This is a genomic window from Sulfitobacter sp. EE-36, assembly GCF_000152605.1.
Taxonomy (GTDB): Bacteria; Pseudomonadota; Alphaproteobacteria; order Rhodobacterales; family Rhodobacteraceae; genus Sulfitobacter; species Sulfitobacter pontiacus.
Map to the genome: position 1 here is coordinate 134,173 of NZ_AALV01000007.1, position 26,539 is coordinate 160,711.

Sequence of the window (26,539 nt, forward strand, 5' to 3'; positions counted from 1 at the left end):
ATACTTGCCTTGAGGCATGAATTGATCAATATATTCACAACAAATCGATGCTGAGGGGCCCCATGCAAGGATTAATCGACAATCTCAAGTCGCTCGGTAAAAACAAGCTCATGATGCTTGGTGGGGCGGGCATTGGTGTGGTGCTGTTGATGATTCTCGGCATTGGTGCCGTGACCCGTCCGGACTACGCGCCGCTCTATTCGAATCTGTCGATCACCTCCGCCAATTCGATCGAGGCGACGCTGGCAAACGCCGGCTTCAATGCGATGGTCTCTGAAGACGGCACCAGCATCTCGGTTCCCCGCGGGGACGCGGTGCGGGCGCGTATGGTTTTGGCAGAGACCGGCATGCCCATCGATGGGGATCCGGGATGGGAGCTGTTCGACGAAAGCAGCGGGCTGGCGATGAACTCCTTCCTGCAGAAGATCAATAAGATGCGCGCGATGGAGGGGGAGCTCGCCCGCTCCATCCAGACGCTTGACGGGATCTCGTCTGCGCGGGTTCATCTGGTGTTGCCCGACCGCGAGCCTTTCTCCCGCGATGCGCCTGCGCCGCGTGCCTCTATCATCCTGCGCCCCGAATCCGGCCGTGCGGTGACCCGTAAGCAGGCCGTGGCGGTCAGCAATCTGGTCGCCTCTGCCGTTGCAGACCTGGATATTTCGCGCGTCACCGTTCTGTCGGCCAGTGGCGAGACGATCCTGGCGGAAGGGCCGGACGGTAGCAGCCAAGGCGGCGTCCAATCCGCCAAAGCAGGCATTGAAGACCGCCTGTCGCAAGAGATCCAGAACATCCTGACAGCGCGGGTCGGCGCGGGGAACGCGCGCGTCCATGTGAACGTTGAATTGACCACGCAGCGCGAAGTCATTGTCGAGCAGACATACGACCCCGACCAGCAGGTCGTGCGGTCGACCGAGACGAAGTCCGAAGACCAGACCGGCACGAAAGAGGCTGGCAACGTCGGTGTGGAAAACAACATCCCTGCCGCTTTGGCCGATGGCAACGGGGCAGGAACATCGACCCGCCGCTCCGAGGCTGACGAGATCGTGCAATATGAGATCGGCAACACGCGCCGAGAGATCGTGCGCGAAGCCGGCGACGTGCGGCGCATGTCCGTCGCGGTTCTGGTGAACGGGATCTACAACGTTGACGGGTCCGATGTGATCTACGCTGAACGCACGCCGGAAGAGCTTGCGCGGCTTGGGGAGCTGGTCAAAACTGCGGTCGGATTCGACACTACACGCGGGGATAGTGTCTCTGTCGATAGTATGCGCTTCATGGATTATTCGATGGATCTTGGCGATCCGATCGACAAATCTATCGGGGATGAGTTGTCCGAGAATGTCGTGTCTATTGTGCGCGGTGTTCTGGCCCTGCTGGTTGTCGGCCTGATCCTTGTCTTTGGCGTGCGACCCATGCTGCGTAAGTTCAGCGAAGGCGATCAGCTCAATAGCTACGAAGATCCCGCCCTGACCGCAGAAAAGGCCGCCGAACCCGCCGCACTGACAGCGGAAGGCCAGCGCCCCAAGCTGCCCGGCACCACGCCAGCCGTCGCGGATATTGCCGAGGATGACGACCCGCTGACTATCACGGATGACGATATCGAAGCTGCGGAAGTGGCTGAATACGTGCGCAAGGAGGGCATCCGTGGGAATCTGCACAAGAAAAAGATCGAGACGATCCAACAGCTTGCAGATGAGAAACCCCAAGAGGTTCTGCGCGTGATCCGGTCATGGCTTCCTGCCGAGGCAGGCGCATGATCGATCTTTTCGCCCGAAACTTTGACAGCGACAATGCGCCCGCGGCGCCCGTCACTACAATCGACGAGGAAGAGCTGAACCTGCGTCTTGCCGAAGCGCGCAAGCAGGGCTTTGATGCCGGGCGCGCCGTCGGGCAACAAGATGCAAAGGCGGAGTTTGACGCGCAAGAGGATGCACGACTAGAGGCGGAGAGCGCTGAAATCCGTGCGCAGCTTGACGCGCTGATCGCGCAAGATACGAGACAATGCCGCGCAACAGAGACTGATATCGTGGAACTCTTCCTCGGCATCGGCGACCGGCTTGTACCAGAGTTGCTGCAAAACTACGGCGTCGATCTGGCCATTGGTCGCATCCGTGAAAGCGTCGCCCTAAGCCGCAGTACACCGGTTCTGTCCATCACCGCCTGCCCCGAAGTCGCCGCGCGGCTGCAGGCCGAGCCGCCGGTTTGGCTACCTGCATCAACAGACGCCGCGTCGATCAAGATTGTCGCGGATAGCGATCTGCCCCGTGGTGCAGCGCGGGTCGTCTGGCAGGGCGGGAAGCTGGAATACGATCTCGAAGAGGCAACCACGGCCGTGCGCAGCGCCTTGCAAACCGCCGCCGTTGAACTGACCGCAACCACAAGGATTGCTGAATAATGCTACATAATGACCAGGATAAAACCCAAGCAGACCTGACTGACAACAACGCTCAGGATGCAGAGACCAAAGCGCCGGCGGGTCTGGATGGCAAAAGCCTCGATGCGATCTTTGGTGTCAAACTGGACGTCCGTGTCGTTCTGGGGCGCAGCCGTATGCCGATCTCGGAGCTGCTGAACCTGACCAAAGGGTCGGTGATCGAGCTTGACCGCCGCGTGGGTGAACCCGTCGACATCATGATTAACGATCGCATGGTCGCGCGCGGTGATCTGGTGCGCGTGCAGGGGGATTCCCTTGGAGTTGCGCTGCGTGAGATCGTCAAAGATTTCGTCTCGGATATCTGATGTCCCCCCGTTTGCTGCCCCTGTTTGCACCACGCGTGATGTGTGGTCTGGCCTTGGTTTTGGCCGGTGTCGTTGCGTCAGCATCGACTGGATGGGCACAAGAGGCAGACCTTGGCAGCATGGTGCGGGACCTCTCTTCGGCTTTCGGCGACGTCACCCCGGGGACGGACGAGGGGGCCAGCCTGTCTGGCCGTCTGATCCAGCTGTTCGCGATCATCACGGTCCTGAGCGTGGCACCGGGGCTATTGGTGATGGTCACGAGCTTCACCAGATTCGTCATTGTTTTCTCGATGTTACGGCTTGCGCTTGGGCTAAACCAAACACCACCGAACATCGTGTTGAACGCTATGGCGCTGTTCATGACCTTCTTTGTAATGCAGCCGGTGTTCGAGGATGCGTGGGAGGGCGGGCTGGTCCCCTTAATGGAAAACGCCATTATCGAAGAGCAAGCCGTGCGCAATATATCCGAGCCGTTTTACAACTTCATGTTGGTTAATACGCGCGACAAGGACCTCCAGCTTTTCACCGATATTGCGGATGAAGCGTCGCCGCCCTCGGACGGGCCTGCTGCGTTGCCAAGCTGGCGGGTGCTGGTGCCATCCTTCATGATTTCGGAGCTGCGTCGCGCGTTTACCATTGGCTTTCTGATTTACCTTCCATTCATCGCGATCGACCTGATTGTGGCATCGGTTTTGATGAGCGCTGGCATGATGATGCTGCCGCCCGTGTTGGTTTCGCTGCCCTTCAAGGTCATCTTTTTCGTACTGATCGATGGGTGGTACATGCTGGCTGGGTCGCTGATTCAATCTTACGTTTCCGGATAAACCGCCGCGGTCATAAATAGCCATGTCAAACAAGAATAGTTTCGGCTATCCTTGTGCGATAATATCCAGCCTGCGGGAATCGACGATCTCATGAACCAGTTTGTACCCCTTCGCAAACATCGCCACATGTCCGGCGCGCAGAAATCGGCGATCCTTTTCCTGTGTCTAGGTGAGGAGAGGGGCGGCGCGATCATGCAGCAGCTTGATGTTGATGAGATCCGCCAGATCACCACAGCTATCTCGACGATGGGCGAAGTCGACGCTGGTATCGTCGAAGAAATCATCTCGGAATTTGATGAAAAAGTGAATCACAGCGGTAGTGTGGTCGGCTCGATTGATGCTGCGCGCGGATTGCTGAAAGAATTCCTCCCCGAAGATCGTGTTGCTGAAATTTTGCAGGAAATTGACGGCAAAAAGATCGATAATGTTTGGAAAGACCTGTCGGATCTGGACGAGAAGGAGTTGGTCGCCTTTCTCCAGAAGGAACACAACCAGACGATCGCGGTCATCCTGACACGAATCCGGCCTGACGTCGCAGCAAAGGTATTGCCGCTTTTGGGGGCCGAACGCGCCGCTGATCTGATTGAGCGCATCATGGGCATGGACAAGCTACCGATCGATACGATTCAGAATATTGAGAATACACTGCGTGAAGATGTGTTGGCCAAGGCCGGGAACAGCGCTGAAGCCCGGATCGAGAGCCAATTGGTGTCGATTTTCAACAAACTCGATGAAGATATGTTGGTTAATCTCACCCGCAACCTGGAAGAACGCCAGCCCGATAAGCTTTTGTCCATCAAGCAAAAAATGTTTGTTTTCGATGATTTGGTTAAGTTCAACGAAATGATGTTGGGGAAAATCATGCGCGAAGTGAGCGGGAATACCCTGCCGATGGCGCTGCGTGGTGCCAAGAAGGAAGTGCGTGAACATTTCCTGGCGTCCCTGCCTTCGCGATCACGTGGAATGCTGCAGGATGAAATGTCTTCAATGGGCCCTGTCCGGTCCAAAGATGTTAAAGGCGCGCAGGCTCAGTTGGTCGAAGCCGCATTGCGTTTGATGTCGGAAGGAGAGGTATCCTTGCCCGAAAATGACGAGGATATGATGTCGGATATGCCGAGCTGATCAGCGATACAGGCGCGATGCAGAGAATGTGACAGCCGTCACATCGATTGTGATCGGCACGAACTGGCCGCCCAGATTGTAGGATTGCAGCAGGTCAAGCGCTATTGAATTTGCCTGAAATCCCTGTGGGTTAACGGCATCTGAAATGGCAACGTAGCGCGCGATCAGCTTCTCACGCTCCGCCGGATCCGCCAGTTTTTCGAGGTCGAATTTATCAGCGAGAAGGGCCTTTTGTTTGTCGAGATCAAGGGCAGACATCTGTTCGGGGAGTGACAAGGCGACCTGGAAGAAATTAGTCAACTTCTCGCTGGCCAGCACCTCGAACCAGTTATTAATACCGCTAAACTTGTCACGAAATTCCAGCACCGTGCCCACGGTCTCGTTCTGGGCGTCATTTTCGTTGATGTATTGCCGATTATAGAAGCGCGTCGTCACATCATTTAGGAAATCCGGGTCCGTCAAATCAGGGGTCTGCGGACCTGCCTCTGTCGTGAAGCCAAGAGCCAGATGCATTTCGCGGAAGCGGCTGTCGGTCAGTCGGTTCAGCAGGGATGAAGGTTCGACCGGATCGGATTCCAGCATTTTGCGGATCAGCCCTTTGCCGAAAATCTGGTCTTCCAAGTCAAAGGCCCGCATCACAAAACTGTAGACTTCGAAATCCGCGATCAGCTCTTCCGGGCTGGAGATGTCGCCGATTCTGTCGCGAAACGCTTCTTCCGCGCGTTTATTGGCGGCAGAATCACGCATCAGATCAAGCTGTTTGTCCCGCGTTGCGTCAATCAGCTTGAGCGCGGTGGAACTGCCTAAACCTGAAATGCTGATCATAGGTTTACCCTATTCCGCCGCCGTGGCTGTGTTCTTTTCCCGGATCATTTTGAACAGTTTTTCTTCATATTCGATCAGGGGGCGCAATGTGCGCATCGCTTTGTAGAAGTCAGCAGAAGACACGTGAGCCGCGGCTTCAAAGATGTGGCTGGCCATCTCGTCGTGGAAAACCGGCGCAAGCGCGCCTAGTTTCTTTTGGATGATCGACACCAATTTTTTACGGGTCGATGGCTCAAGCAAGGCGGTCTGGATGAAGAAATAGACCTCTTTTACAGGGGTGCGCTCTTCATCCTCTTTTAACAGATCGGCTTCACGCACGATGTCAGCCTGATTCTCGATCACAATCATCTGACGGCGATCGGCGTTGCGCACGACACAGCCGTTAATCAGGATCCGCTCGTTCGGTTTCAGGGTTAATCGCAGCGCCATAAAGCTTACTCCGCCGCGACTTTTGCAGCCCGTCCGCTCAGACCGTCGATAATACTGCGGTTAATATCAATCAAAGGCTTCACATTTTTAGACCCGGACAGGACCGCTTTGGTGTGGTTTTCCACCCAAAGAGCCAGCGAGATCAGCGCAGCGCGCAAATCGGCCGTCAGCCCGTTATCTTTCTCGGCCAAATCGGCCTTGAACGTGAGCCAAACGCGCTGGTTCTCCCACAGGGTATCGCGCAGGCCATCTGCAAGCATCTGAAGCTTTTGAGATTTTTCCGCAGCACCGTCAAATGCTTCGAATTTGTTTTCAAGTTTGGATGTCACGCTCGCCAAAATCCGACGCTCAATCTGGCGCGGATCTTCGGTGTGCGAGATGGTCCGCTTATACGCGGTTACACTCATTTCACTGCCTTTTTATTCTGCCTCGGTTCAACTATAGGGTGGCAGAGTTAAGGGAGAATTAAAAAATCCTTAATTTCTTGAAAGCAAGGATAATTTTCAGCACTTGTTTTTAAATCATGCTTTGCATGTCACACTGTGGCGGGGTTTTCGGGGGGCTGCAGTGTTAATGAATATGCTGGCCCGGAGTGACCGCGCGCAGCATTTCACGGTGAAAGCTGTGGGCGATATTATCAGCGGAAAGCAAGGCGTCAGGGGCGGTGCCGTCACGCTCGGACTGGGCAAGGGAAACGATGATATGGCCGATGTGGTGGCCAAGTTGAACGGGGCACGTAGGCGTCAGGGTTGGTTGGGCGCAGGGTTCGATCAAAACGATGGCGTCATCTTCCAGATCAAGGCCAAACTCCTGATCTAGAACATCGGCCAGGGAAGCGCCGGAAATGATCTCTTCTCCGGCGTAGATCGCGAAGGGGGTCAGATCAGCGTCCTCTACGGCGACGGTGAAACGGGTGATCGGCGACGCGAGCAGTGACGACAGGATGCGGCCCAAGGGCGTGTTGCAAGGATCGGCGCAAAATTCCAGCCGACCGCCCCAGATGTGCCCCATCAAATCAGAACGCATAGTTAAAACTTCCCCAAGTGTCGCGTGTGCAACCCCAAGGTATCTTCCCGACACGGTTTTTTGAATTCCGGATTTGTTAAACTTCGCAAGCTGCTCTTGAATTTTAACCACGATCGGCCAAGCGATTTTGCGCTGTCGCTTTCGGCGATTTCGGCAAAATTCCCCCGATCACCCATATTTTTGGGAACCAAATATGGGGCAAAATGTTATCCACAGCACAAGTATTGGTGGGCGGGGCGAAATATGGCTGCATGTTCACCCGTATGCGAATTTACAATAAATGTGTTGAGAATGTGCGGCAAGTGTGAGTGCGGAAAGGTGCGATTCTCTCACCGTGCAGGTACGGGCATCCCTTACGTCGGATCGAAGGCATTCAAGCCGCCCGTGCGCAGCATGTAGCCACTGGACCGTACCGTTTCGACGGAAATACGTTCATCAAATGTGTCCGCAAATTTCTTACGAATTTTCGCGACGTGGACATCAAATTTCCGATCACCATATCGCCACGGCCGAGATTCTACGGCGAGACTAAGCGCATCGCGGGTCACGATTTGCCCGTCTTGGGCGAATAATACCCGCATGATCTGAGCTTCCGCCGTCGTTAATCCGGCGCGCAGAGCGATATACGCTTCGACATCCCAGCTCACATCGTGAGGCTGTTCAATTGACGGCGTAGGGGTTGGCAGGCGTCGGTTCAGTCGCAAAGACAGCTCGCGCAGATTGCAGGGCCATGTGAGTACATCGATCGCACCCGCTTCAAACGCATCGGCACCCCATACCCCCTTCAACTCTTGTATCGCGAGCACGACTCCGGGCTGCGCGTGGGTGGTGAGTTTGTTGATCAGCGGTGCCGGGTTGCTGTTCGCTTCGGTCATATCGACGAAAATGGCATTAACGTTTTCATTGTTGTGTAGCCAATCTTCGCAGGCGTCAAAGTCTATACATTCAAAGTCGAATTTTAGGATAACCGTAAACAAATAGTTCAGGGCGTTGCGCACCGAAGGTGCCGTCGAGACGAGTAGGATTTTGGTCATTTATCGCGCTGCCCCAATGGGTTGACCGATGGATGTTCGGAAACGGATAGCATTGCGGCGAGACGCGGAAAGGACACGATGATAACGGCCATATACTAGGAAAGGGAGCGATGAGCTGGATTATCCCTTTGTTGCACGAACCCGTGGGCGAAATCAAAGTCAGAGTTATGCGGCAATAATTGGGCCTGCTTGTCATGAAAAAGCCATACGTTCACTATTCTTTAACCTTCCACGCTATGTATATCCTTGCAGACTGCAGAACGCGTCTGAGAGAACCTCAAGAATAGGCGCTAGAAAATGGCAGACATACTTGAAATTGTTGCGCCAAAGCGGCGTGCGCTCGCGGCGGCCAAACGGCTGGTCCATTTGCGCGACGAGGCGGTGCAGGATGAAAACATGCGCGCGGTGATCCTTCACGCGGCAGAAGTTGTGGCCAAGTCGGGTGTTCTGTCCGCAGTCGCAGAGAGTGGTCAGAAACGGCAAGGTTTTGCCACATCTGACCTGCCGAGCTTGCATCCCGACCGCCACCGGTTGAATTAATCCACCGCAGTTTATCCTGAGTTCATGAGCTGTTGTCCTTTCGCCATTCCTTGCGGCGGGCCAACCTATACTTAAGAGACATTGACAATTTTTGTGAGGTTGGCGGACAATCCTGGTATTCTAGTAGAGTTCCCAAGATTTGTTCACGAGGCTTCATCCCGCACCGACGTAGTAAAGGCGCATACGAAAGTGACAGAGTTTACAGATCCCCCCGTTTCCGAGGCCGCAATTCGCGTGATTACCGCATTCGCTGGCCGTGAATCCGCAACCGTGCAAGACATTCTGGCGTTGTCGCAGGCGCTTCCCGCCGCGCTCGCCGGGCTCCAGCCCGCAGCCGCCAAAGCTGAAATCAGCAAGGTTGCAGCGCAGTTTACGACTGAAACCGCCATTCCCGCGGTTCCGGTTGCCGAGTCTTTTACCGATGATTCCGTCACCTGCCTGTGCTGCGGCCGATCCTTTACCATGCTCAAGCGTCACCTGCGCGCAGAGCACGGGTTGAGCGAGAGCGAATACCGGATCAAGTTCAATCTTGATGATGATCATCCCCTCGTCGCCCCCAACTATTCTTTGCGCAAAGCGGATTATGCAAAGAAAGCCGGCCTTGGTCGCTATGCCCGCGACGAGGCGGTGCAGGCAAATCTTGGGTCGCAGCTGTAAAGTTCAAATGCCTTTCCTTTGCCACCGTTTTGTCCTGCGGAGCACCTAATCCCCCTCGATACATGTCTCTGAGGCAGTCGGTGCAGAAGCACGTCTGCCGAACCGGCCCCCGTGGTCGCGAGAATAGAGGCAGGACATATGGCAGCGACGACACAGCCGCGCGTATTTAAAAAAGTAGAAGTTATCGAAGGCGGTGGACATCACGGTGGCGGCTGGAAGGTCGCCTATGCTGATTTCATGACCGCGATGATGGCGTTCTTTCTGCTGATGTGGATTCTCTCGAGCGCGGACGAGCAAAAGCTGCGCGGGATTGCCGAATACTTTACCAATGCGACCCTGCCCGGCGGCAGTGGTGTATTGGACGGGGCGACCTTGGGGCCACCCGGTACATTGACCGCCTCGAATGGGGCGATTGTGGCCCGTGGCAGCGAGCTTGGGAAAATCGACGATCCGGCCTCGGCCAAGTGGGAAATCCGCGACGAAACCGCGACATCGGTGCCAGATGAGACGCAGATCGGCTCCGAAGACGGTGCCCATGAAAACCCCGCCGCGGCCAATGTTGCCAGCGCGTCGCAAGCCGCATCCGACGGGTCTAAATCGGCTGGCGATGCGACCATTGATAATGTGCACGCGCTGGACAATGAGAAGTTCAAAAAGCTAGAGCAGGATATCTTGCAGGCGATGCAGGAGAATCCCGACCTTGATCCGTTGAAGAAAAACCTGATTTTCCAGCAAACACCCGAAGGCTTGCAGATCCAGATCATCGATCAGGAAGGACAGCCGATGTTCTATAGTGGCCGTGCCGAAATGCAGGGTGCCACAGATCAGCTGCTCGCGAATTTGGGTAAGTCTTTGGCACGCCTGCCGAATAAAATCACGCTGTCAGGGCACACCGATGCTGTCCGCTTTGCCAATAGCCAGAAATACGACAACTGGGATCTGTCCTCGGACCGTGCCAACGCCACGCGCCGTGTTTTCGAAGCCTCGGGCGTTGCACGTGATCGTATCATCCGCGTGTCGGGCCTTGCCGATACCGCGCCGCTGGTGCCCGAAAATCCGACCGACGCGTCTAACCGTCGGATCACGGTCTCGGTTCAATATCAGAAGGTCGAGGACTATGCCGGCGATGACGTAGCCCCGACGCAGATTGATGCGGCGACACCGCCAGCCGAGACCGGCGAGAAGCTATATAAGGCGTCGATCCCTGCGCCCGTAGCACCACAGAACAGTGGCGAGGTGCAACGGGTCGCACAGAATGTCGAGCCTGTGGCGGCACCTTTGAAGGATGATGTATTCTTGAACCTGCGCAACGCGCTGCGGTGATCAGGCTCTGATCAATTCGCCCAAGGTGGGGACCCGTCGGCTGGCAAAGATCGGCCGGCGGGATCGTTCGACCGAGCGGCGCAAGAACTCTGGCAGCATGGGGTTTGCTTCTTCATTTACCATCGTGCCGCGCGGTGCAGCGACCACGGGGTCGGCAGTGGGAATATCAAGTCCGAGCATCTTGGCAGGGTCCAGCCCTTCTTCCAGCGCGTAGTTGTAGTTCACGGCGTAATCGACCGCTTCCTCTAGAACCGCCGGGTCCGATGCGACCAGCGCCATCAACCGGCGTTCGTCGGAATAGAGGAATTGCTTGGTCTTGAAGCCGTCAACCTCGGGGACAAAGCAGGTGTTTTCACGGCGCAGCTTCAGCAGCTTGACCAAACGATCCGGCATCAAGTGGCGTTCATCGCGGCGAAACACGATCATGCTGCAGGTCCCAAAGCTGGACAGGCACGCCGCGAGGCAAATGTGATCCGGCCAGCCCGAGAATGCGAATTTCACATCGTCCGCATCAATCAGGACAATCATTGTGGTTTCAACATCCGAGATCACGGCACTCTCCAGCTTATTCTGAGGTTTACCTTAGTCACACCATGGAAAGATAGCAATTGGTCTTGAACGAGAAATTTTTAAACTTGGAAGAACATGAACTGTTCTTGAGATTTCAATGAAAATGCTTAAAGTGCTTGGAAATTTGCAAGTGGAAAACAAATGACGATTATTCTGGGCTTCGTGGTCGTGATGGGCATGGTCTTTGGGGGGTATATGCTCTCTGGCGGCGACATGGGCATCATCACCCACGCGCTACCGTTCGAAGGTATGATGATCGGCGGTGCCGCGCTTGGCTCGTTTATTGCGGCGAATTCCTTTGCCAATATCGCGGGGGCAGGGCGCGCGCTGGTCAAGGCATTCAAGGGCCCCAAGTGGAATTCGGGCGACTATGTGGACCTGCTGAATCTCATGTATACGTTGGCCCGCAAGTACCAGCAAAATGGCATGCTCGCGCTGGATGAACATATTGAAAACCCGCAAGAAAGTTCGATCTTTTCGCAGTATCCCAAGTTGCAGAAAGACCACTTTGCCATTGATCTGATCACCGATAGTTTCCGTATGCTGGCGATGCAGTTCGATGATCCGTATCAGGCGGAAGATGTCATTAACCGCAAGCTCAAGAAGCACCACCACGAAGCTTTGGTGGCTCCCCACGGGCTGACCACCGTCTCCGACGCGCTACCCGCCATCGGGATTGTTGCGGCGGTTTTGGGGGTGATCAAGACGATGTCGTCGATCGACAAGCCGCCTGCGGTTCTGGGGGCGATGATCGGCGGCGCGTTGGTCGGGACATTCCTTGGGGTTTTCCTTGCCTATCTTTTCGTCTCTCCGGTCGCCAACCGTCTGCAAGCCATCGAAGAGCAGGACGGCATTTACTACGCCGTGATCCGCGACATCTTTATCGCCATCCTGCATGGCCATTCGCCCGCGATCTGCACCGAGATCGGGCGCGGCAACATTCCCACCAGCCTGCAGCCCAGCTTTTACGAGATGGAAGAGGCCCGCAAACAGATGCCAGAGGCCGCATAACCCATGGCCGGACGCCGTCAGATCGCTGCGCTTAAGCTGATCAACACCATCCGGCAACACGAGCTGGATGCGATCGGGGCACAGCTTTCGGGCCTGCGGGCACAGCAAACATCGCTGACGGAACAAAGTGCGGCGCTGACCCAGCGGGCGATTGCTGAACAGACGGGCAGCACCTTGGAAACCCAAGCCTATTTGCCCGCCTACCTATCCTCGGTTGACCGGCAACAACGTGGCTTGGCGGCGGAGGGGGATGCGCTGTCAGGGCAGATCGACACGCTAGAGGATGCGCTTTTCGCGCAGTTCCGCGCGCTTAAGACCACGCAAACGGTGCTGTCGAAAGTGCAAACCGAGGCGAAAGCCGATGCCGACAGGGCAGAACAGGCCGCACTAGACGACGCGTCGCGCGCGCTGTTTGTATTGCAGCGCCGGTGACGCTTTTTGCCTTAGCGTCCGCTGCTGAATTTTGACACCACACCCAGCGAATTTTTGTTCTCTACATTCCGGATGACCAGCACGCAGACCGGCCAGCCCGATGGCATCAAACCTTGCGAGGTTGGCACCGCCATGACGCTGGCCGACCCGTCGTTGATGGCAAAGGTCAGCACGACATCCGCCTGCGACGTCGCGACTGATTTTGCGAGATCCACAGTATCGTCAAAGGTCACGATGCTTTCGGTTTCAAGCCAGCTGGCAACATCCGGGTGATCGACCGCCGCGATGGTCAGCGGTTGCGCGGGATTGCCGATGGGTTCAGCACAGGTGGCGAACCATGCCCGCAGCTGAGCCACAGCGGTGGATGCGCTGCCCGCCGCGCTGTGATCCGTGTCCGAGGCGGCTTCGATCACACAGACCGCCGCATCCGCAATCGCGCCCGCGCCGATCAACTGCGAGAGCGTGTCGCGTTCGTTCTGGGTGATCCATTTATTCAGCAACGGCGCGCCGACGATTTCGACGCCTGCGGCCAGACGTCCGACGTCGGCTTTGCCAAGCTCGAACTCCGGCCCGTATCCCGCGCGTGTGATCTGTTGCACCAGATGTTCCGCGGCGGTCTTTTTGATGACAGATGGTGTCTTGCGGGCCTGCTGTTCCAATGCGGCAGAAAAGGCCGTTGGTGGGGCGACTTGAACGGGCGTGTCGGGCGCCGGCGCGTCCTCTTGCGCGAGACGGGGGAGGGAGATGATAATTTCTGTCCCCACGTCTTCGCGGCTGAAGAACGTGATCTGCCCCTGATGGTGATCGATGATGACTTTGGCGATGGTCAACCCCAGCCCCGTGCCCCCCTTGGACCGGCTGTCAGAACTGTCGCCTTGGGTGAATTTTTCAAACACCGACGCCTGAGCGGCAGCCTGAATGCCGGTGCCGAAGTCGCGGATCGAAATGCGCAGCTGATCCCCGACCGCGTGCAGTGCAATCAGGATCTCCCCGCCGTGTTCCGAAAATTTGACTGCGTTGGACAAGAGGTTATCCAGCACCTGCACCAAGCGTTTAGAGTCGCCATAGGTCAGCATTACATCGTCATCGGGGGTATCGACACGGCGCAGCGATACGCCTGCGCGTTCGGCATAAAGCTGGTTCGGCACCAGCGCCGTATTGAGCGTCTCGGACAGGTTCAGCGTCTTCATCCGGAAATCAAGCGTGCCGGTTTCGATTTTCTCCATATCAAGAATACTGTTGATCAGCAGGATCAGCCGGTCACAGCTTGAGGCGGCGATGGTGATCAGCCCCTTCATCTTGTCAGGCAACTGCCCCGTGGCACCTGACAGCACAAGCCCCAAGGCCCCCTTGATCGAGGTCAGCGGCGTGCGCAATTCATGGCTGACGGTGGACAGGAATTCGGTCTTTGCTTTTTCGGCCACCTTGCGCTGCGACACATCGCGGTAAATCGCGATGAAGCGCGGTTCGTCCTGAGCGGGGCAGACATATTCAAGGCTGATGTCGTAGGTGATGCCTGATTTTGCCTCGACCTCCCAGGTGACGCGCCGCTCTGGTCCCTTGATGAGACCGGCGCAGCGTTCGCGCAGACTGTCATAATCCCGTTTGCCAATCAGGTCCGACAGGCTCTTGCCGCGCCAGTCGTCGCTTTCATCATGTCGCATCAGGTGTCGTGCGACCGATGCATTGGCATACATCACCGCATAGGTTTGCGGCTGGAAGACAACGACATGATCCTGCAACAGTTCCAACGTGTTGTTGAACCGCGCCTCTGACACGCCTTCGCGGGTCTTGGTCATATCCGAGGCGACAATCGCGATCTCGCGCAGCTGTTTTTCGCCGTCGGTGATCGGAATAAAGCTACATTGCAGCCAGACCGCCTTGCCGTCGGTCTTATGCAGAACGATGGTGCCTTTCCACGGGGTGCCCGACATCATGGCGGGCAAGACATCGCCCGTCAGCACACCGCGATTGCCGGCATCCATGACATCAACCAACGGCGTGCTGATCAGCGCCTCGCGGGACCGGCCGCTGGCTTGGACAAACTGGTCGTTCACATGGGTGATCGCGCCGTTCTGGTTCAGCATGCAGAACACGGTATGGGCCTCTACCGCGTTGCGATAAAATTGCTTGGACCGAACTTCCGACTTCAGCACATCCTTGCGGGCATGGGCCTGTCGCGCGTTTTCGCGCAGTTGGAAAATCAGGAACAACAGCGAAAACACGATCAGCAGCAGCGTGCCCAACACCAGCCACTTGTAGGTTGACGCAATGCGCAAGGCGGAGCGCTGCAGGTAATTCTCGTAGGGGCGCGCGCGCAAAGAGATCAGCAGCTCGTGCACGGATTGATAATTTTGCGGGGGCAGCCAGACGGTGCCACCGGCGGCAATCGCCTCGGGGCTGCCGGTATCCTGACCCAACAGGGTGTCGACAAGAATGGTTAACGCCGCCTGCGGCACGCCGGGGATCGTCCCCAGCACCCAATCGGGGTACAACATGGTACTGGCCCAGAACGGATAGCCCGGATGATCGACAGGGGACACGGGGCGGAAATCGTTCATATCAATCACGCCGTCGCGGGCCAGCGCTTCGAGCACACCGGCGCGCACGACGCCGACATCCACCAGACCGGCTTGCACGGCATAGACGACCTCGCGTTGGTTCCCGCCCGAAAACAGCGCGCGGGACGCGATATCATCGATATCCAGCCGGTACTTGCGAAACTCTTGCAGCGCGAGCTTCCAGCCGGTCATTTCGTCGGCCGACACCCCCATGATGCTGCGACCTGCGATATCCGGGATGGCGCGAATATCGCTGTCAGCGGTGGTAAAGACGACGACGCTGGTTTTATCATAGACCTGCCCCTCCCACATCTGGGCGACAGAGAGCAGCGGGCGGGCGTTGCTTTCGACCTCAGCCACGACAAAGGCCGCGGGATCGACAAGGAAGAAATCCAGCGCGCCTTGCGAGATTTTATTGATCATTGTGGCGTCGGTGTAAGGCGCGATCTTGAAACGGTAGTTCAGTTCTGCGCCCTGTGCGGCGGTGTTCAGCGCGGCGGCCATTGGCAACCAGCTGTCCAGCGCGCGGGTAATCCCTTCGGACGCGAGAATACCGATGGTGATGTCACGGGGCGCATCCATCGTGTCGACCTGCTGACCAGCCGCCGGTTGCAGTGCACCGATCAGGGCGATAGCGGCACCCAAAAGCGTTCGACGCAGCTTGCCCCATGCCTGTTTCACGATTTTAGCGCCCGCCATATTCTCTTTCTGGTTCATCTCGTCGCTTTGCGGACACCGGAAAGCATAGTCAAAGCCCGCCTCCTGCTATCAAACATCACAACGTCAAACCACTTGTAAAAGCATCCAAAGCGATCGATTCCATTGCGCCCCCGCGGCATATGCTGCGGAGCATGGCAACTTGGATGTCGTCTGGTGCTGTCCTTTCACTACTGCTCTCACTGCGTTTTTTGCTGCGCCTCGTTGATCGGGCGCTTTTTGCAGTTGCGAAAAGGCTAGGCGGGGCGGGCTTTTTTGGCAATGGTAAACTCCGTTTCTGCCTGCAGGGCAGGGTGAATAGTGCCACTGCAGCAGGAGATACCTATCCTTTGGGATAGCGCCATAGCCACAAGCTGCTTTGGACTACCCGCCTAGGCCCGCGACGGCCTTGGGATTTAGCGTTAATTTCATCTTAACAGCCACCAAACACAGGCTGAAACAAATCCAAGGTGAAGACGATGGCAAACGCAACATTCCTAGAACTGGCCCAGATCGCCAACAACTCCTCCCTGCGCGAGGCGGTTTTGGGTGCAGTACTTGGCATCCATGTTTCGGGAAACGCTTCCGACACCGTCTTGGACATCACGGCCGACAGCACCGCGCTTAAACTCGCGGCGGACCGGATGCGCTGCGCCCGCTATGTCATGCCGACAGATGCGGACCCGACGCAGGCCATCCAGATCAACGCTGGCTTCTCTCATGTGCAGGACGTCTGGGCCACGCCCCAGGCTGCACATCCCGACCTGACCCAGGAGACAATGACCATCGCCACGCCTGACTTTATCGTGGTACCCTCCGACACGCATATCGTCGTCAATAATTTTGACGTCGCCCGCGGCGATGCGATCACCTTCCTGGGTCAGTTTTCTTCCCGCGCCGATCTGCGCGCTGCCATGTGCCTGACCGGGTCCCGCGATTTGCGCGACGGTGACGTCATCATCACGATGGAAAACGGGGCCCGCGCGGTCTTCGTGGGTGTCGCTGCCCAGGCCGAAGATCTGATCGACGCTGTGTTTGATTTCTCTGCCGAAGGGCAGACAGCCTTCAAACTGGCCGACGCGCTGAACAACGCGATCTCGGCCGAGATCGACGCCTTTGTGACCGCCCTTGGCACCGATGAGTTCGACCGCGCCTTTGGTGTCGGCAGCGCTGCGGTGTTGCTTGCAAACCTCGACACCCCTGCAGCGACGCGTCTGTTGAATGTGCTCGAGGCCGAAGAACTGGACGAGCTGTTGCACAATGTCGGTGCCGGCACGCTCAAGCTGCTGCTCGAAGAGTTGACGCTGACGGAACTTGTGAACTTCCTGAGCGGCGTGAACGAGACGGTGGTCGGCGCGATGGCGGACCACATGGGAGCCACAACAATAGATGCCCTTTTGTGGGGCAAAAGCCCGGCAACGAAAGGAGGTATGCGTCAAAGTTAACTGGTTTGCCCTGTCAAAGCGGCATGCCTCGCCGCAGCCAGGGCCCGAGAAAGCACCGTGTTCGACCCGATATGATTTGAAAGGATTTAACAGCAGACGGGCATCGAATGCGGCGCTTTCCCTTTTTCGTGAACCCTCAACGCGCGAATTTCCGCGGGGCAGAGTTCATCAGCTTAATCGATTTTCGGGCCTGCTCCGGCCCTTACTACTTTGCCCTGTGGACCGGCCAAGATGCCGGTCACGGGGCTTTTTGCGTTTTCGAAGATGTAAGCCGGCGACATCAAACCGCCCCACCAGGGCCTAAAGCCGGACGAGGTGATTGTCCCACATCAGTGGTTTTTCCGGGTTCAACCTGCCAGAGAGACGCTGAACGATACCGGTACCGCTGGTCACGATAAAATCACCCTGTGCCGCTGCAACACCGCAGACATCGGTAAGCGCGATACTACGGCTGTATGACGCGGTTGCTGCGTCAAATACCTGCACCAAACCGGCACGGGGCGAGGTTACGGCAATCTCGGACCCGTCGTCCGACAGGGCAATACTGCCGATGTACCCGTGCATATCTTCGGCACCGTCCAGCAAGAGCGGTGTTTCCCCTTGCTGATGCAGCCCGACAAGCGCGGGGGCATCGCCGTCGCCTTGCCATTGCATCCCGAAAGCGACACGCCCGTCGGACCCTACGGCCAGATGCCGGATCGAGTTGCGGTGCATGTCATGGGGCAGTTCTATCTGCTCTAGAATACGGCGGTCGTTGATGTAGGTGAGGTTGGGCCGCATGGTGGGGATATTCAACTTGGCGCGCCCTGAATCGGGATGCGTATCAATCCCGCCGTTCGCCACGACCAGCGTGTCACCACCGGGCAGACGTTTGATATCATGGGGGCCGACTCCGCCGCTGGCAAATTCATCGACGCGTACATATCCAAGCGCCACGTCCCAGACACCAATGCGCCCGATGCCGTTGGCATAGTCATTTTCGGTGGTGTAAAGCAGGCTCCCGTCGGCGGAAAAAGCCCCGTGCCCGTAGAAGTGCCGCCCCTCGGGCGCGTGCAGCGTGGCCTTGACCCGCCCCGACATGCAGTCGATCACCAGTGCGAAATTGCCGGGGCGCCGTGCAAAGGCGACAGCTTGCGGCTTGGACGGATGCGCCGCCGCCGCATGGCCGCGACCGGGCAGGGGGATTTCGAACACCACCTCAAGCGCCGCGTCGATGCCGCAGAGCACAAAGCTGCCATCGCGCAGACCGGCAGCGGCAAGATAGGCCGGCCCGCCCGCATCGGCCCAAGTAGGGGCGGGCACCAATCCTGATGCCAGCATCCCTGCAATGAAATGGCGGCGGTTGGTCACGGGATCAATCTCCGTCCAATGCGTTAAAGCCCGAAGCGACGCCCAAATGCGGGCCCAGATCTTGGCGGGCCACATCGCGGATCGCGGTAACAGACTGCTGCAACACCTCTACACGCAGACGGGATTGCGGCTTGGCCGTTCCAGCGAACACAGGGTCGTCCAGATCGGCAGCGATGGCCAGCGCCTCGTCAAACCGGTCGTCAAAGGCGGCCACCACGGCTACGTCATCCGCCGCCAACCGCTCCGCCAGATCCTGCAGAGAGGTGAGCGCGACCACGACATTGCGCAAAGACCGCCCCGATCGCCGCGTCTCTGCCCGATTGGGGCGCGGGCGGTCAAAGCTGCCCATGGGGCGGCCGATGCGGGTGTCGGCGGTAAACTCCAACCCGAGGTTCAGCGCCTTGAAAAGCTCTTGCGCCGCTTCCTCGGTGCTGCGGTAGGGGCCTGCCTCGGCGGGGGTGGCAACGGCCTCGGCATAGCCAGAGGTCCAGCCGTCCAGAATGGCTTGGGACTGCGTGGCGATATCGGCAGTTACCGTCTGCACCAAAGCGCAGCGATAGCCAGCATCGCCCATCGTGCTGATCTGGTCGTCATACAGCAGGAATTCGAGCGCATAGAAACCGCGCCCCGCGATGGAAACATCGGCATAGGCCTGCGGGTCACGGCCCACGGGATCGGCATCCGTGATCAGCCCCGCGAGCGTTTTGGGTGTGGCCCCACGGCTGTCGGGCCAGAAGGCCAGCGCAAAGGCGCGGTTGTCGGTCTCGGATGGGCCAAAACGCAGATGGCTCACCGCGATCCACGCATCAAAGGCATCGTGGTAGGCAGTGCGCAACGCGGCGTCATCGGGGGCGCAATTCTGCTGGGCAACGGTGGCCAGTGAATCCGTACGCTCTGCCAGTGTGGTATAGCGGGGCAGGATGTGATGATCGACCACATCGCGCAAAACGGCGGAGCCTACCTCGGCCGCAGCACCCAATGGTGCGCAGAAAAGACCAAGGGCGAGGACCAGTTTTTTCATGTTACAAACTTTCCAGATAGTGGATCAAAGCATCACGGTCTGCGGGTGGCATGTCAATGACGCGGTTCTTGGCGGGCTCGGCCTCTCCGCCATGCCAAAGCACGGCTTCCAGCAGTGACCGCGCGCGCCCGTCGTGCAGGAATTGCGTGTGTCCCGATACGGTTTCGGTCATCCCAATCCCCCACAGCGGCGCAGTGCGCCATTCGGTGCCGGTGGCGCGGGCCTCGGTGCGGTGATCGGCCAAACCTTCGCCCATGTCGTGCAGCAGCATATCGGTATAGGGCCAGATCAGCTGAAAGCTTTGCTCTGGCTGGTCCTTCAGGCGATGGGTGACAAAGCTGGGCTGGTGGCAGTCCGCGCAGCCCGTTTCATGGAACACCTGTTTGCCGCGCAGCACCTCGGGTGTGTCCGCGTCACGACGGGCGGGCACGGCTAGGTTGCGGCTGTAGAAGGTGACCAGATCCAGCCCTTCGGCGTCAATCTCGAACCCGCGCACGTCACCGGCCCCATGAGGCGCGTTTACGCAGGCATCCTGAATGGTCGAACAATCGCCAAACGGATCGCCGAAGATCGGGTTAGAGATGCCGATATCGCCCGCAAAGGCCCCAGCTGATTGTTCGCGGATCGTGGGCATCCCGGCCTTGAGCCCGAAACGGCCCAGCATCGGCATGTTGTATTCCTGCGACCAGACGATATTGGCGCGGCCCGAAATACCGTCACTATCGGCGTCATTAGGGTCTGCCAGCGCCAGAATATCCGCGGCAGGGATCGCTTCGAGAAGCCCAAGCCCGATCATCTGCGGCGTCACACGGGGCGACAGCATCGCGTCGGGGTGCAGCGGACCATAGCCAAGATCAGCCGCGGTGTATGTCGGGTGCCGCAAGGAGACGACCTGCCCGCCCGACAGGGTCACGGGGGCTTCGGTATAATCGACCTGCAAGCGGTACTCGGCACTATGCCCCGAGACGGCGAAATCCTGCATTTGCGTGCCGTAGGTGGGTTCGGCGAGCGTGGCCAGATACCCTTCGATCTCTTTTATGTTGCCGGCGTCTTCGTTGCCCGGAATAGACACGCGCAGGAACATCGAAATCGCGCTGTCGTCGGGGCCCTCGGGCGGGTGGCCGCGCCCGTCCTTGATGTGGCAGCTTTGGCACGACCGCGCGTTGAACAAGGGCCCCAACCCGTCAGAGGCCAGCGTCGACGAAGGCGACGACACCCACAGCTTGCGAAACAGCCCATTGCCCAGTTTGAAGGTCAGCTCGTCCTCGAACGACATATTGCCGGAGGCCTGCGAAAACGCATCGGCGTTCATGCGCGGGCGTACGGTGGCCGCGCCGCCGCTGTTCACCTCGAACGGGCTGGGGGCGTCAAAACTGTCGGGTGGGGCGGTCACATCGGCGATACGGGCCGTTTCATCGGCGGTACGCGGGATGATATCCAGGTGGGGTTCATCAAGCGGCCCGGCGTAGACCGGACCGCTCAATAGGGGCAGGGACATCACCAGGGCCTGAGGGATAAAAGACCGGAGGAAATGCATATTCTGCCCTATTTCGATATCAGAAGGGGATCACCAGCGATGCCCCGACAGCGGTAAAGTCGTTGCCGTCTACATCGTAGAAGCCGACGCCACCACCCAGCGACATATCATTCTCGAACGTGTAGTCTACACCCACGGTGATCAAATCGTCGTAACCGTTCGCGGTGTTGTCGATGCCGGTGTAGCTGGCAGAGTAGGCCCACGGCCCCTGAACGTAGGAACCGCCCAACGTCGCATAGGTGGAATCCTCGCCCGTGCCTGCGAACCCGTCGAAATAGGCCACTTCGGCGATCAGGTCGAAACCGTTGCCAAAGTCATGCGCCATCCCGATGACGGCCCCTTTTTCGTCGGATACATCGCTGTCACCCGCGGTCAGGAAACGCCCGCCAACCCAGTAGGTCGTGTCGCCAACTTCTTGCGTGTACTGTAGCGCCACGTTGTTCAGCTTGCCGGTGTTCCCCGCGCCGCCATCCGCGGTGGTGTTGCGGCCGCGCTTTGTCCCCAGCGAGTCGCTGAACGCCGTGTCATCCGCATAGAACAGCGCAAAGGACAGAACCCCGCCGGAGGCGGCGACAGGCATGTCGAATGTCGCACCGATCACTTCGGACAACTCATAGTCTTCGGCCAGCGATGTGCCGTAAAAGCCGGGGGCTGCGTCCCATGCAACAGCGAAGGTCGGGCTTACTTTACCGACGCTCAGCTCGCCTGCGGCCAGATCAAAGCGCAGGCCAAGTTCGTTCACATAAAGACCCAGATCGTCGAACTGACGGGTTTCGGCCGGATCGGTGACGCTTTCCAGGGTCACTTCACCAAACAGCGTGATGCTGGTCGCGACACCGGCTTCGAAGGCAAGCGACAGGCTGGCGTAGTTATCGGTCAACTCGCCTGCAGGATCATCGGATGTGACGGTGCTGTCGACGCCGATCTCAAACTCACCGCCCCAGACAAATGCCTGTTCTTGAGCCAAAAGGGGAGTGGCACCGGTCAGCGCCAAAGCGCAACCGGCGAGAGCTAGTTTCTTCATTCTTGTTTACTTTCAGTGGGAGGAGGAACTCATGAAAACGGGGTATTACTCGAACACGGCGCCGGGGCTATCGAGGCTGTCGGAGCCTTCAATCGCCACGTCATCGACGCCGAGTGTGGCAACGACGCGTTCGATGGTCTTGGTCTGTGCGATCAGGGCGTTCACCCCCCCCATGACCAAGGCTTCGCCGCCCTTGTTGCCGCGCGCCATCATCTGGTCATAGGACATGCCCGCTTCGGCAGCGGTCTTGATCTGGCCAAGCTTGCGCATGGTGGTCGACAGGTTCAGCTGCATTTCCGCATCCAGATCAGCGTTTTCGGCAGCGACCAGATCGGACAGGGACGGGCCGGTGACCAGCGTGCCGTCGGTACGCGCATAGGCTCCGAGGTACACGTTCTGGATGCCCAGACCGTCGTAATAATGGCTGTTGTGTGTGTTGTCCGAGAAGCAGTCATGCTCTTCTTCGGGGTCGTTCAGCATCAGACCAAGGCGCATGCGTTCGCCCGCGAGCTCACCGTAAGACAGCGACCCCATGCCGGTCAGCATCGCCGAGATCGCGCCGTCTTCGTTGTCGGTCAGGTTGGTGCGCGCGGCACCGCCTTCGGCCCATTGTGCAACCATATACTCCAGATCGGTCACGATCAGATCGGCAGCAGCCTTCAGGTACTGACCGCGGCGGTCACAATTGTCATTGGTGCAGTCTTCGCCCGTGGCGTAGTCTGTCCAGTCGCGCCCACCGGCCCCGTGTTCCGTGCCGTTCAGATCCTGCCCCCAGAGCAGGAATTCAACCGCGTGGTAGCCCGACGCCACATTGGCTTCGTTCCCGTCGGCTTCGTGCAAGGTTTCGGCAAGGAAGTCGGGGGTGATTGTGCTGGCGTCAACTTCGGTGCCCGACAGTGTAAAGGTGGGGTTCGCGATAACGTTCAACGCGGCGGCGGCGTTTTCATCGGTGGCCCCGCCATAGGAGGCGTCAACATAGTCGATCAGACCTTCGTCCAGCGGCCAGGCGTTCAGCTTGCCTTCCCAGTCGTCAACGATGGGGTTGCCGAAACGGTAGGCTTCGGTCTGCTGGTAGGGGACGCGCGCTGCCAGCCACGCGGTGCGGGCGGCTTGCATCGTGTCGGCGGAGGGCTCTGCGATCAGGGCATCCACGGCGTCGACCAGCGCTTGGGCTGTGATCAGGCTGTCGCCGTAGGCGGCTTCGGCGATGTCGGCGTATGTGTCGATCACCTCGGACTTCTCTACCGCCAAAGCGGGGGAGGCCAAGGTCAATGCAAGCACAGAGGTCATCAAGCTGCGGGTCATACGTTCAGTTCCTTTTGACGGATCGCGCCTGCGGATGCTGTCGACAATTGCGGATCGACGGGCCGCGCCGGAGGCATGGAAATTATGCGCAATACCTGAACAGTATCGCGGGGAAGGTCAACCCGACAATTTTAGTAAGATAACTTTTTTGCCGCTCACGTTTTTGGCATCTCCCAAAAAATACGCGGTGATCCTAGGGACTTACTCTGTAAGGCGTGCGCCTTGGGGCAAAGTGGGGTCAGAAGCATTCAACCGATCAACGGCAAATCCTGCTGCGGTCTTGTACTGCGCCATATACTCGGCCCGTTCCTGAGGAGGGATCACGTCGTCGATCTGGTCGAAGGCACCGCCACAGCGGTCGTTAACCATGTTCAGCAATCCGAAAGGACCGGCCCCGCGATTGCGCAGGATCAGCTCTGATATCGGTCCGCAATAAGCGTCGTCAAAACTGCGCAGCGCCGCGGGGGTTACCCCGTCTTGCAGGAAGCGCGCGCACAGATGGCGGGCGTCCATGATCGCCTGGCTCGCGCCGTTCGATCCCGTGGGATACATGGCATGGGCCGCGTCGCCGATCAGGGCAACAGGGCCGTCGACCCATGTGGGGATCGGGTCACGGTCGATCATCGGGTTCTCGTAAATCTCTGTCGCGCCGCGCAGCAGGGCGGGGACATCCAGCCAATCGTAAGTCCAGCCGTCAAAGTGATGTGCAAAGTCCGACAGATCCGCCGGACGGTACCAACCGCTTTTGCGATCCTCGGTCTCGTCCAGCGTGACTTCGGCGATCCAGTTGATGGTGGCATAGCCGTCGGCATCGGGGGCTGAAATCGGATAGATCACCATGCGCTGGCGGTGGTCGCCAAGCCCGACAAACGAAGACCCCGTGCGCACCGGTTTTGCCCGCGAGGTGCCGCGCCACATCAAAGCACCACCCCAGTGGATCGGCGGCTGATCGGGATGCATCTGCGCACGCACGGCGGAATGTATCCCGTCGGCACCGATCAGCAGGGTGCCCTCGGCATGTGTCTGTGACCCGTCGGCATGGGCGATATGCGCGGTCACGCCACCCGCTGGCCCGTGGGTGTATCCGGTGATCTTGGCACCAAGCTGCACGGCCTCGGCACCAGCGCGATCCACCAGCGTTTGATACAGCAGCATATGCAGCTGGCCCCGATGCGCGGCATATTGCGGCCAGCGATAGCCTGCGTCGGTGCCGCGCGGCTCTGCGTAAATCTCTTGCCCCTTCTGCCCGACCAGCGCCCATTCCTTTGCGGGCACGCCGATTTCGTCAAGCTGCGCTTGGGTCAACCCCAGATCAAACAGCTCGCGCACGGCATTGGGCTGGATGTTGATCCCCACACCCAGCGGTTTCAAGCTGCGCACCTGTTCATAAACGGTGCAGCGCAGGCCAAGCTGGTGCAGCGAAAGCGCCAGTGCTAGGCCGCCGATACCGCCGCCTGCGATCAGGATATGGGGTTGGGTCATGGTGCAGTTCCGCTTTCGACTAGGGGCATTTCGTTGCGCGACGAACGTCCTACATCATGGTGCGGAAATCAATGGGATGTCTGGGAAAGCGGGGCACACCCCGCATCGCCGGAGCGCGAGGCGCTGCAACGGCAAATGGCCCGTGGGGGCCGGAAGCGCAAAGGAACGTTTAGGCGGATTCCAACGCGGATTGTTCGGCAATCAACGCTTCGGAGGATTTCAGGAAGTCATCCAGACCAAAGATAATCTCGGTCGGGCAGTTGGCGATCTTGCCCTTGGGGCCATCCAGATGCGCGTCAATCGCAAGCTCGTTGTCGCGCGCCACGGTACCCAGATCGTCGAATCCCAAAGAACCGGCCGTGCCCGCGATCTGGTGCAGAATGGTACGCGCTTCGGCGAGGTTATCGTTGATCTCTTGCAGCGTGCTGCCTTCCCATGCGGCAAGCGCGTGCTCGGCCAGCGCACGCTGGCGCTGCTCTAGCATATCGAGGAACCGCGCGCGAATACGCTCGATCCCCGGTAACTCCAGCTTCTTGTGCATCACGCTGTTCTCCCCACATTCCAGAAGTCGTTCTGGACCTTCTGGTAGTTGGCTGTCGCTTCTTCGGCAGAGGCATGCGCCTCTGACAGCGCATCCATGACCGAGGAATTTGTCTTCCACATCAACCGTACCGCCTTGCCAGCGCAAATACGTGGGTTGATGTGTTGACCACGGTTATCGAACAATTCGGTTTTTGCCAGCGAAATGTTGATATTATTCGCCAAAAGCTTGGGATCAGGGCGCCAGCCGCTTTCTGTGATGCACACAAACGTGCCGCCGCCTGCGTAAGACATGAGGAACTGGCAGCCTTCCAGCGTATCCGAAATGATCTCTCCGACATCGCTGAGCATGCTGCAGAATTCAAAGTTCGACATGTTTTCGTGGAAGATTTCGACATCGCGGATGTTGAAGGCAAAACAGATCGACCCGAACAGGTCGCTGCGCGACAATTGCTGCACATAGTTCTCAAGCGCCATGAACTCGATCAGGTTGTTCACATCATGGATCGCCATCGGCTCGTGCAATTGCACGGCGCGTTCGGGCCGACCGTCGTGATGGGTAACCGCCTTGGCCGCGAACACTTTGCTCGTGCGGGTTGCCAACCCGTCAACCGCGCGTTCAACCAGCGACAGCCGCGCCTTAAGCTCGGTCATTTCGAACGGCTTGGTCACATAGTCGGTCGCACCGGCAGAGAAGGCGGCGTCGATATAGGATTTTTCGGACATCGCGGTCAGCATCAGGATCGGCGCATCCAGATATTGCTTCATCGCGCGGATCTGGCTGGCCAGCTGGATACCGTCGGTGACCGGCATCTGAATATCCAGAAGGAAGCTGTCGAACGGGGCGCGGGCGTTGTCCTTGATCGCCTCAAGTGCATCGGCAGCGCATTCGGCAGTGACCAGCGTATGGTCTGTCATGCCTTCAATGAAATGCGACAAAAGCTCTAGGATGATTGGGTCGTCATCTACCGCAAGAATTTTCATTTGTTTGCCTTACTACTTGTCCGTAACAGCTCGGTATGGCTGTTTCTGTTGCTTTCTATCTG

26 protein-coding genes are annotated in these 26,539 nt (G+C 58.2%); 11 read left to right on the forward strand and 15 right to left on the reverse strand.

The genetic code is table 11. The features are described from left to right. Positions 1–62: 62 nt before the first annotated feature. The 5 genes from fliF to EE36_RS02275 all read left to right on the forward strand — a co-directional run bounded on the left by fliF (position 63) and on the right by EE36_RS02275 (position 4,685). The gene (fliF, locus tag EE36_RS02255; RefSeq protein WP_039911392.1) at positions 63–1,757 is read left to right on the forward strand and encodes a flagellar basal-body MS-ring/collar protein FliF; all 1,695 of its coding nucleotides are present in this window, start codon (positions 63–65) and stop codon (positions 1,755–1,757) included. Beyond that, on the forward strand, positions 1,754–2,395 hold the full coding sequence (locus EE36_RS02260) for a hypothetical protein (protein WP_005849051.1): 642 nt from the start codon (positions 1,754–1,756) through the stop codon (positions 2,393–2,395). The genes fliF and EE36_RS02260 overlap by 4 nt, the downstream gene beginning before the upstream one ends. Next, positions 2,395–2,739, forward strand: coding sequence for a flagellar motor switch protein FliN (gene fliN / locus EE36_RS02265; protein ID WP_005849052.1), 345 nt, complete (start codon positions 2,395–2,397; stop codon positions 2,737–2,739). The genes EE36_RS02260 and fliN overlap by 1 nt, the downstream gene beginning before the upstream one ends. After that, on the forward strand, positions 2,739–3,563 hold the full coding sequence (fliP, locus tag EE36_RS02270) for a flagellar type III secretion system pore protein FliP (protein WP_005849053.1): 825 nt from the start codon (positions 2,739–2,741) through the stop codon (positions 3,561–3,563). Before fliN ends, fliP begins: the two co-directional genes overlap by 1 nt. Before the next feature lie 90 nt (positions 3,564–3,653). Beyond that, positions 3,654–4,685 (forward strand): flagellar motor switch protein FliG, encoded by a 1,032-nt coding sequence (locus EE36_RS02275; RefSeq protein WP_039911419.1) that lies wholly within the window; start codon positions 3,654–3,656, stop codon positions 4,683–4,685. On the opposite strand, the gene EE36_RS02280 is transcribed toward EE36_RS02275, so the two are convergent. The 5 genes from EE36_RS02280 to EE36_RS02300 all read right to left on the reverse strand — a co-directional run bounded on the left by EE36_RS02280 (position 4,686) and on the right by EE36_RS02300 (position 7,999). Further along, complete coding sequence (locus tag EE36_RS02280) at positions 4,686–5,510, reverse strand: DUF1217 domain-containing protein (protein ID WP_005849059.1); 825 nt, start codon at positions 5,508–5,510, stop codon at positions 4,686–4,688. It abuts the gene before it with no gap. A gap of 9 nt (positions 5,511–5,519) precedes the next feature. After that, a complete protein-coding gene (locus EE36_RS02285; RefSeq protein WP_005849060.1) occupies positions 5,520–5,939 on the reverse strand; it encodes a flagellar biosynthesis repressor FlbT in 420 nt (139 codons plus the stop codon). 5 nt (positions 5,940–5,944) lie between these two features. Further along, positions 5,945–6,346 (reverse strand): flagellar biosynthesis regulator FlaF, encoded by a 402-nt coding sequence (gene flaF, locus EE36_RS02290; RefSeq protein WP_005849061.1) that lies wholly within the window; start codon positions 6,344–6,346, stop codon positions 5,945–5,947. A 163-nt stretch (positions 6,347–6,509) separates the two neighbouring features. Beyond that, positions 6,510–6,965, reverse strand: coding sequence for a hypothetical protein (locus EE36_RS02295; RefSeq protein ID WP_039911395.1), 456 nt, complete (start codon positions 6,963–6,965; stop codon positions 6,510–6,512). A gap of 353 nt (positions 6,966–7,318) precedes the next feature. Then, positions 7,319–7,999, reverse strand: a complete 681-nt coding sequence (locus EE36_RS02300; RefSeq protein WP_050752189.1) for a winged helix-turn-helix domain-containing protein — start codon at positions 7,997–7,999, stop codon at positions 7,319–7,321. A gap of 297 nt (positions 8,000–8,296) precedes the next feature. Here EE36_RS02300 and EE36_RS02305 point away from each other — a divergent pair, with 297 nt between their 5' ends. From EE36_RS02305 to EE36_RS02315, 3 genes are all read left to right on the forward strand, one after another. After that, complete coding sequence (locus tag EE36_RS02305; RefSeq protein ID WP_005849065.1) at positions 8,297–8,539, forward strand: hypothetical protein; 243 nt, start codon at positions 8,297–8,299, stop codon at positions 8,537–8,539. Between the two features lie 189 nt (positions 8,540–8,728). After that, positions 8,729–9,196, forward strand: a complete 468-nt coding sequence (locus tag EE36_RS02310; RefSeq protein WP_005849067.1) for a MucR family transcriptional regulator — start codon at positions 8,729–8,731, stop codon at positions 9,194–9,196. Positions 9,197–9,334: 138 nt separating this feature from the next. Beyond that, the gene (locus EE36_RS02315; RefSeq protein ID WP_005849069.1) at positions 9,335–10,519 is read left to right on the forward strand and encodes a flagellar motor protein MotB; all 1,185 of its coding nucleotides are present in this window, start codon (positions 9,335–9,337) and stop codon (positions 10,517–10,519) included. On the opposite strand, the gene EE36_RS02320 is transcribed toward EE36_RS02315, so the two are convergent. Beyond that, positions 10,520–11,071 carry a hypothetical protein gene (locus EE36_RS02320; protein WP_005849071.1) on the reverse strand — a complete coding sequence of 184 codons (552 nt, stop codon included), beginning with the start codon at positions 11,069–11,071 and terminating at the stop codon, positions 10,520–10,522. A 159-nt stretch (positions 11,072–11,230) separates the two neighbouring features. On the opposite strand from EE36_RS02320, the gene motA reads away from it, so the two are divergent. Both motA and EE36_RS02330 read left to right on the forward strand, forming a co-directional pair. Next, positions 11,231–12,100, forward strand: coding sequence for a flagellar motor stator protein MotA (gene motA, locus EE36_RS02325; protein ID WP_005849072.1), 870 nt, complete (start codon positions 11,231–11,233; stop codon positions 12,098–12,100). Positions 12,101–12,103: 3 nt separating this feature from the next. Continuing rightward, a complete protein-coding gene (locus EE36_RS02330; protein WP_005849074.1) occupies positions 12,104–12,532 on the forward strand; it encodes a hypothetical protein in 429 nt (142 codons plus the stop codon). A gap of 11 nt (positions 12,533–12,543) precedes the next feature. On the opposite strand, the gene EE36_RS02335 is transcribed toward EE36_RS02330, so the two are convergent. Continuing rightward, positions 12,544–15,810, reverse strand: a complete 3,267-nt coding sequence (locus EE36_RS02335) for an ATP-binding protein (protein ID WP_005849076.1) — start codon at positions 15,808–15,810, stop codon at positions 12,544–12,546. 458 nt (positions 15,811–16,268) lie between these two features. On the opposite strand from EE36_RS02335, the gene EE36_RS02340 reads away from it, so the two are divergent. After that, entirely contained in the window at positions 16,269–17,234 is a 966-nt protein-coding gene (locus EE36_RS02340; protein WP_005849078.1) for a hypothetical protein, read from the forward strand. 300 nt (positions 17,235–17,534) lie between these two features. Here EE36_RS02340 and EE36_RS02345 read toward each other — a convergent pair whose 3' ends face one another. The 8 genes from EE36_RS02345 to EE36_RS02380 all read right to left on the reverse strand — a co-directional run bounded on the left by EE36_RS02345 (position 17,535) and on the right by EE36_RS02380 (position 26,477). After that, positions 17,535–18,584, reverse strand: a complete 1,050-nt coding sequence (locus EE36_RS02345) for a DUF1513 domain-containing protein (RefSeq protein ID WP_005849080.1) — start codon at positions 18,582–18,584, stop codon at positions 17,535–17,537. Positions 18,585–18,588: 4 nt separating this feature from the next. Next, on the reverse strand, positions 18,589–19,605 hold the full coding sequence (locus EE36_RS02350) for an imelysin family protein (protein WP_005849082.1): 1,017 nt from the start codon (positions 19,603–19,605) through the stop codon (positions 18,589–18,591). A gap of 1 nt (position 19,606) precedes the next feature. Continuing rightward, a complete protein-coding gene (locus EE36_RS02355; protein ID WP_050752191.1) occupies positions 19,607–21,103 on the reverse strand; it encodes a di-heme oxidoredictase family protein in 1,497 nt (498 codons plus the stop codon). A gap of 58 nt (positions 21,104–21,161) precedes the next feature. Beyond that, positions 21,162–22,166, reverse strand: a complete 1,005-nt coding sequence (locus EE36_RS02360) for a hypothetical protein (protein ID WP_005849086.1) — start codon at positions 22,164–22,166, stop codon at positions 21,162–21,164. A gap of 45 nt (positions 22,167–22,211) precedes the next feature. Beyond that, entirely contained in the window at positions 22,212–23,471 is a 1,260-nt protein-coding gene (locus EE36_RS02365; protein WP_005849088.1) for an imelysin family protein, read from the reverse strand. Between the two features lie 201 nt (positions 23,472–23,672). Beyond that, a complete protein-coding gene (locus tag EE36_RS02370; RefSeq protein ID WP_005849090.1) occupies positions 23,673–24,953 on the reverse strand; it encodes a flavin-dependent oxidoreductase in 1,281 nt (426 codons plus the stop codon). 169 nt (positions 24,954–25,122) lie between these two features. Next, on the reverse strand, positions 25,123–25,494 hold the full coding sequence (locus EE36_RS02375) for an Hpt domain-containing protein (protein WP_005849092.1): 372 nt from the start codon (positions 25,492–25,494) through the stop codon (positions 25,123–25,125). Next, positions 25,494–26,477, reverse strand: coding sequence for a PleD family two-component system response regulator (locus tag EE36_RS02380; RefSeq protein ID WP_005849093.1), 984 nt, complete (start codon positions 26,475–26,477; stop codon positions 25,494–25,496). Before EE36_RS02380 ends, EE36_RS02375 begins: the two co-directional genes overlap by 1 nt. Positions 26,478–26,539 lie beyond the last annotated feature (62 nt).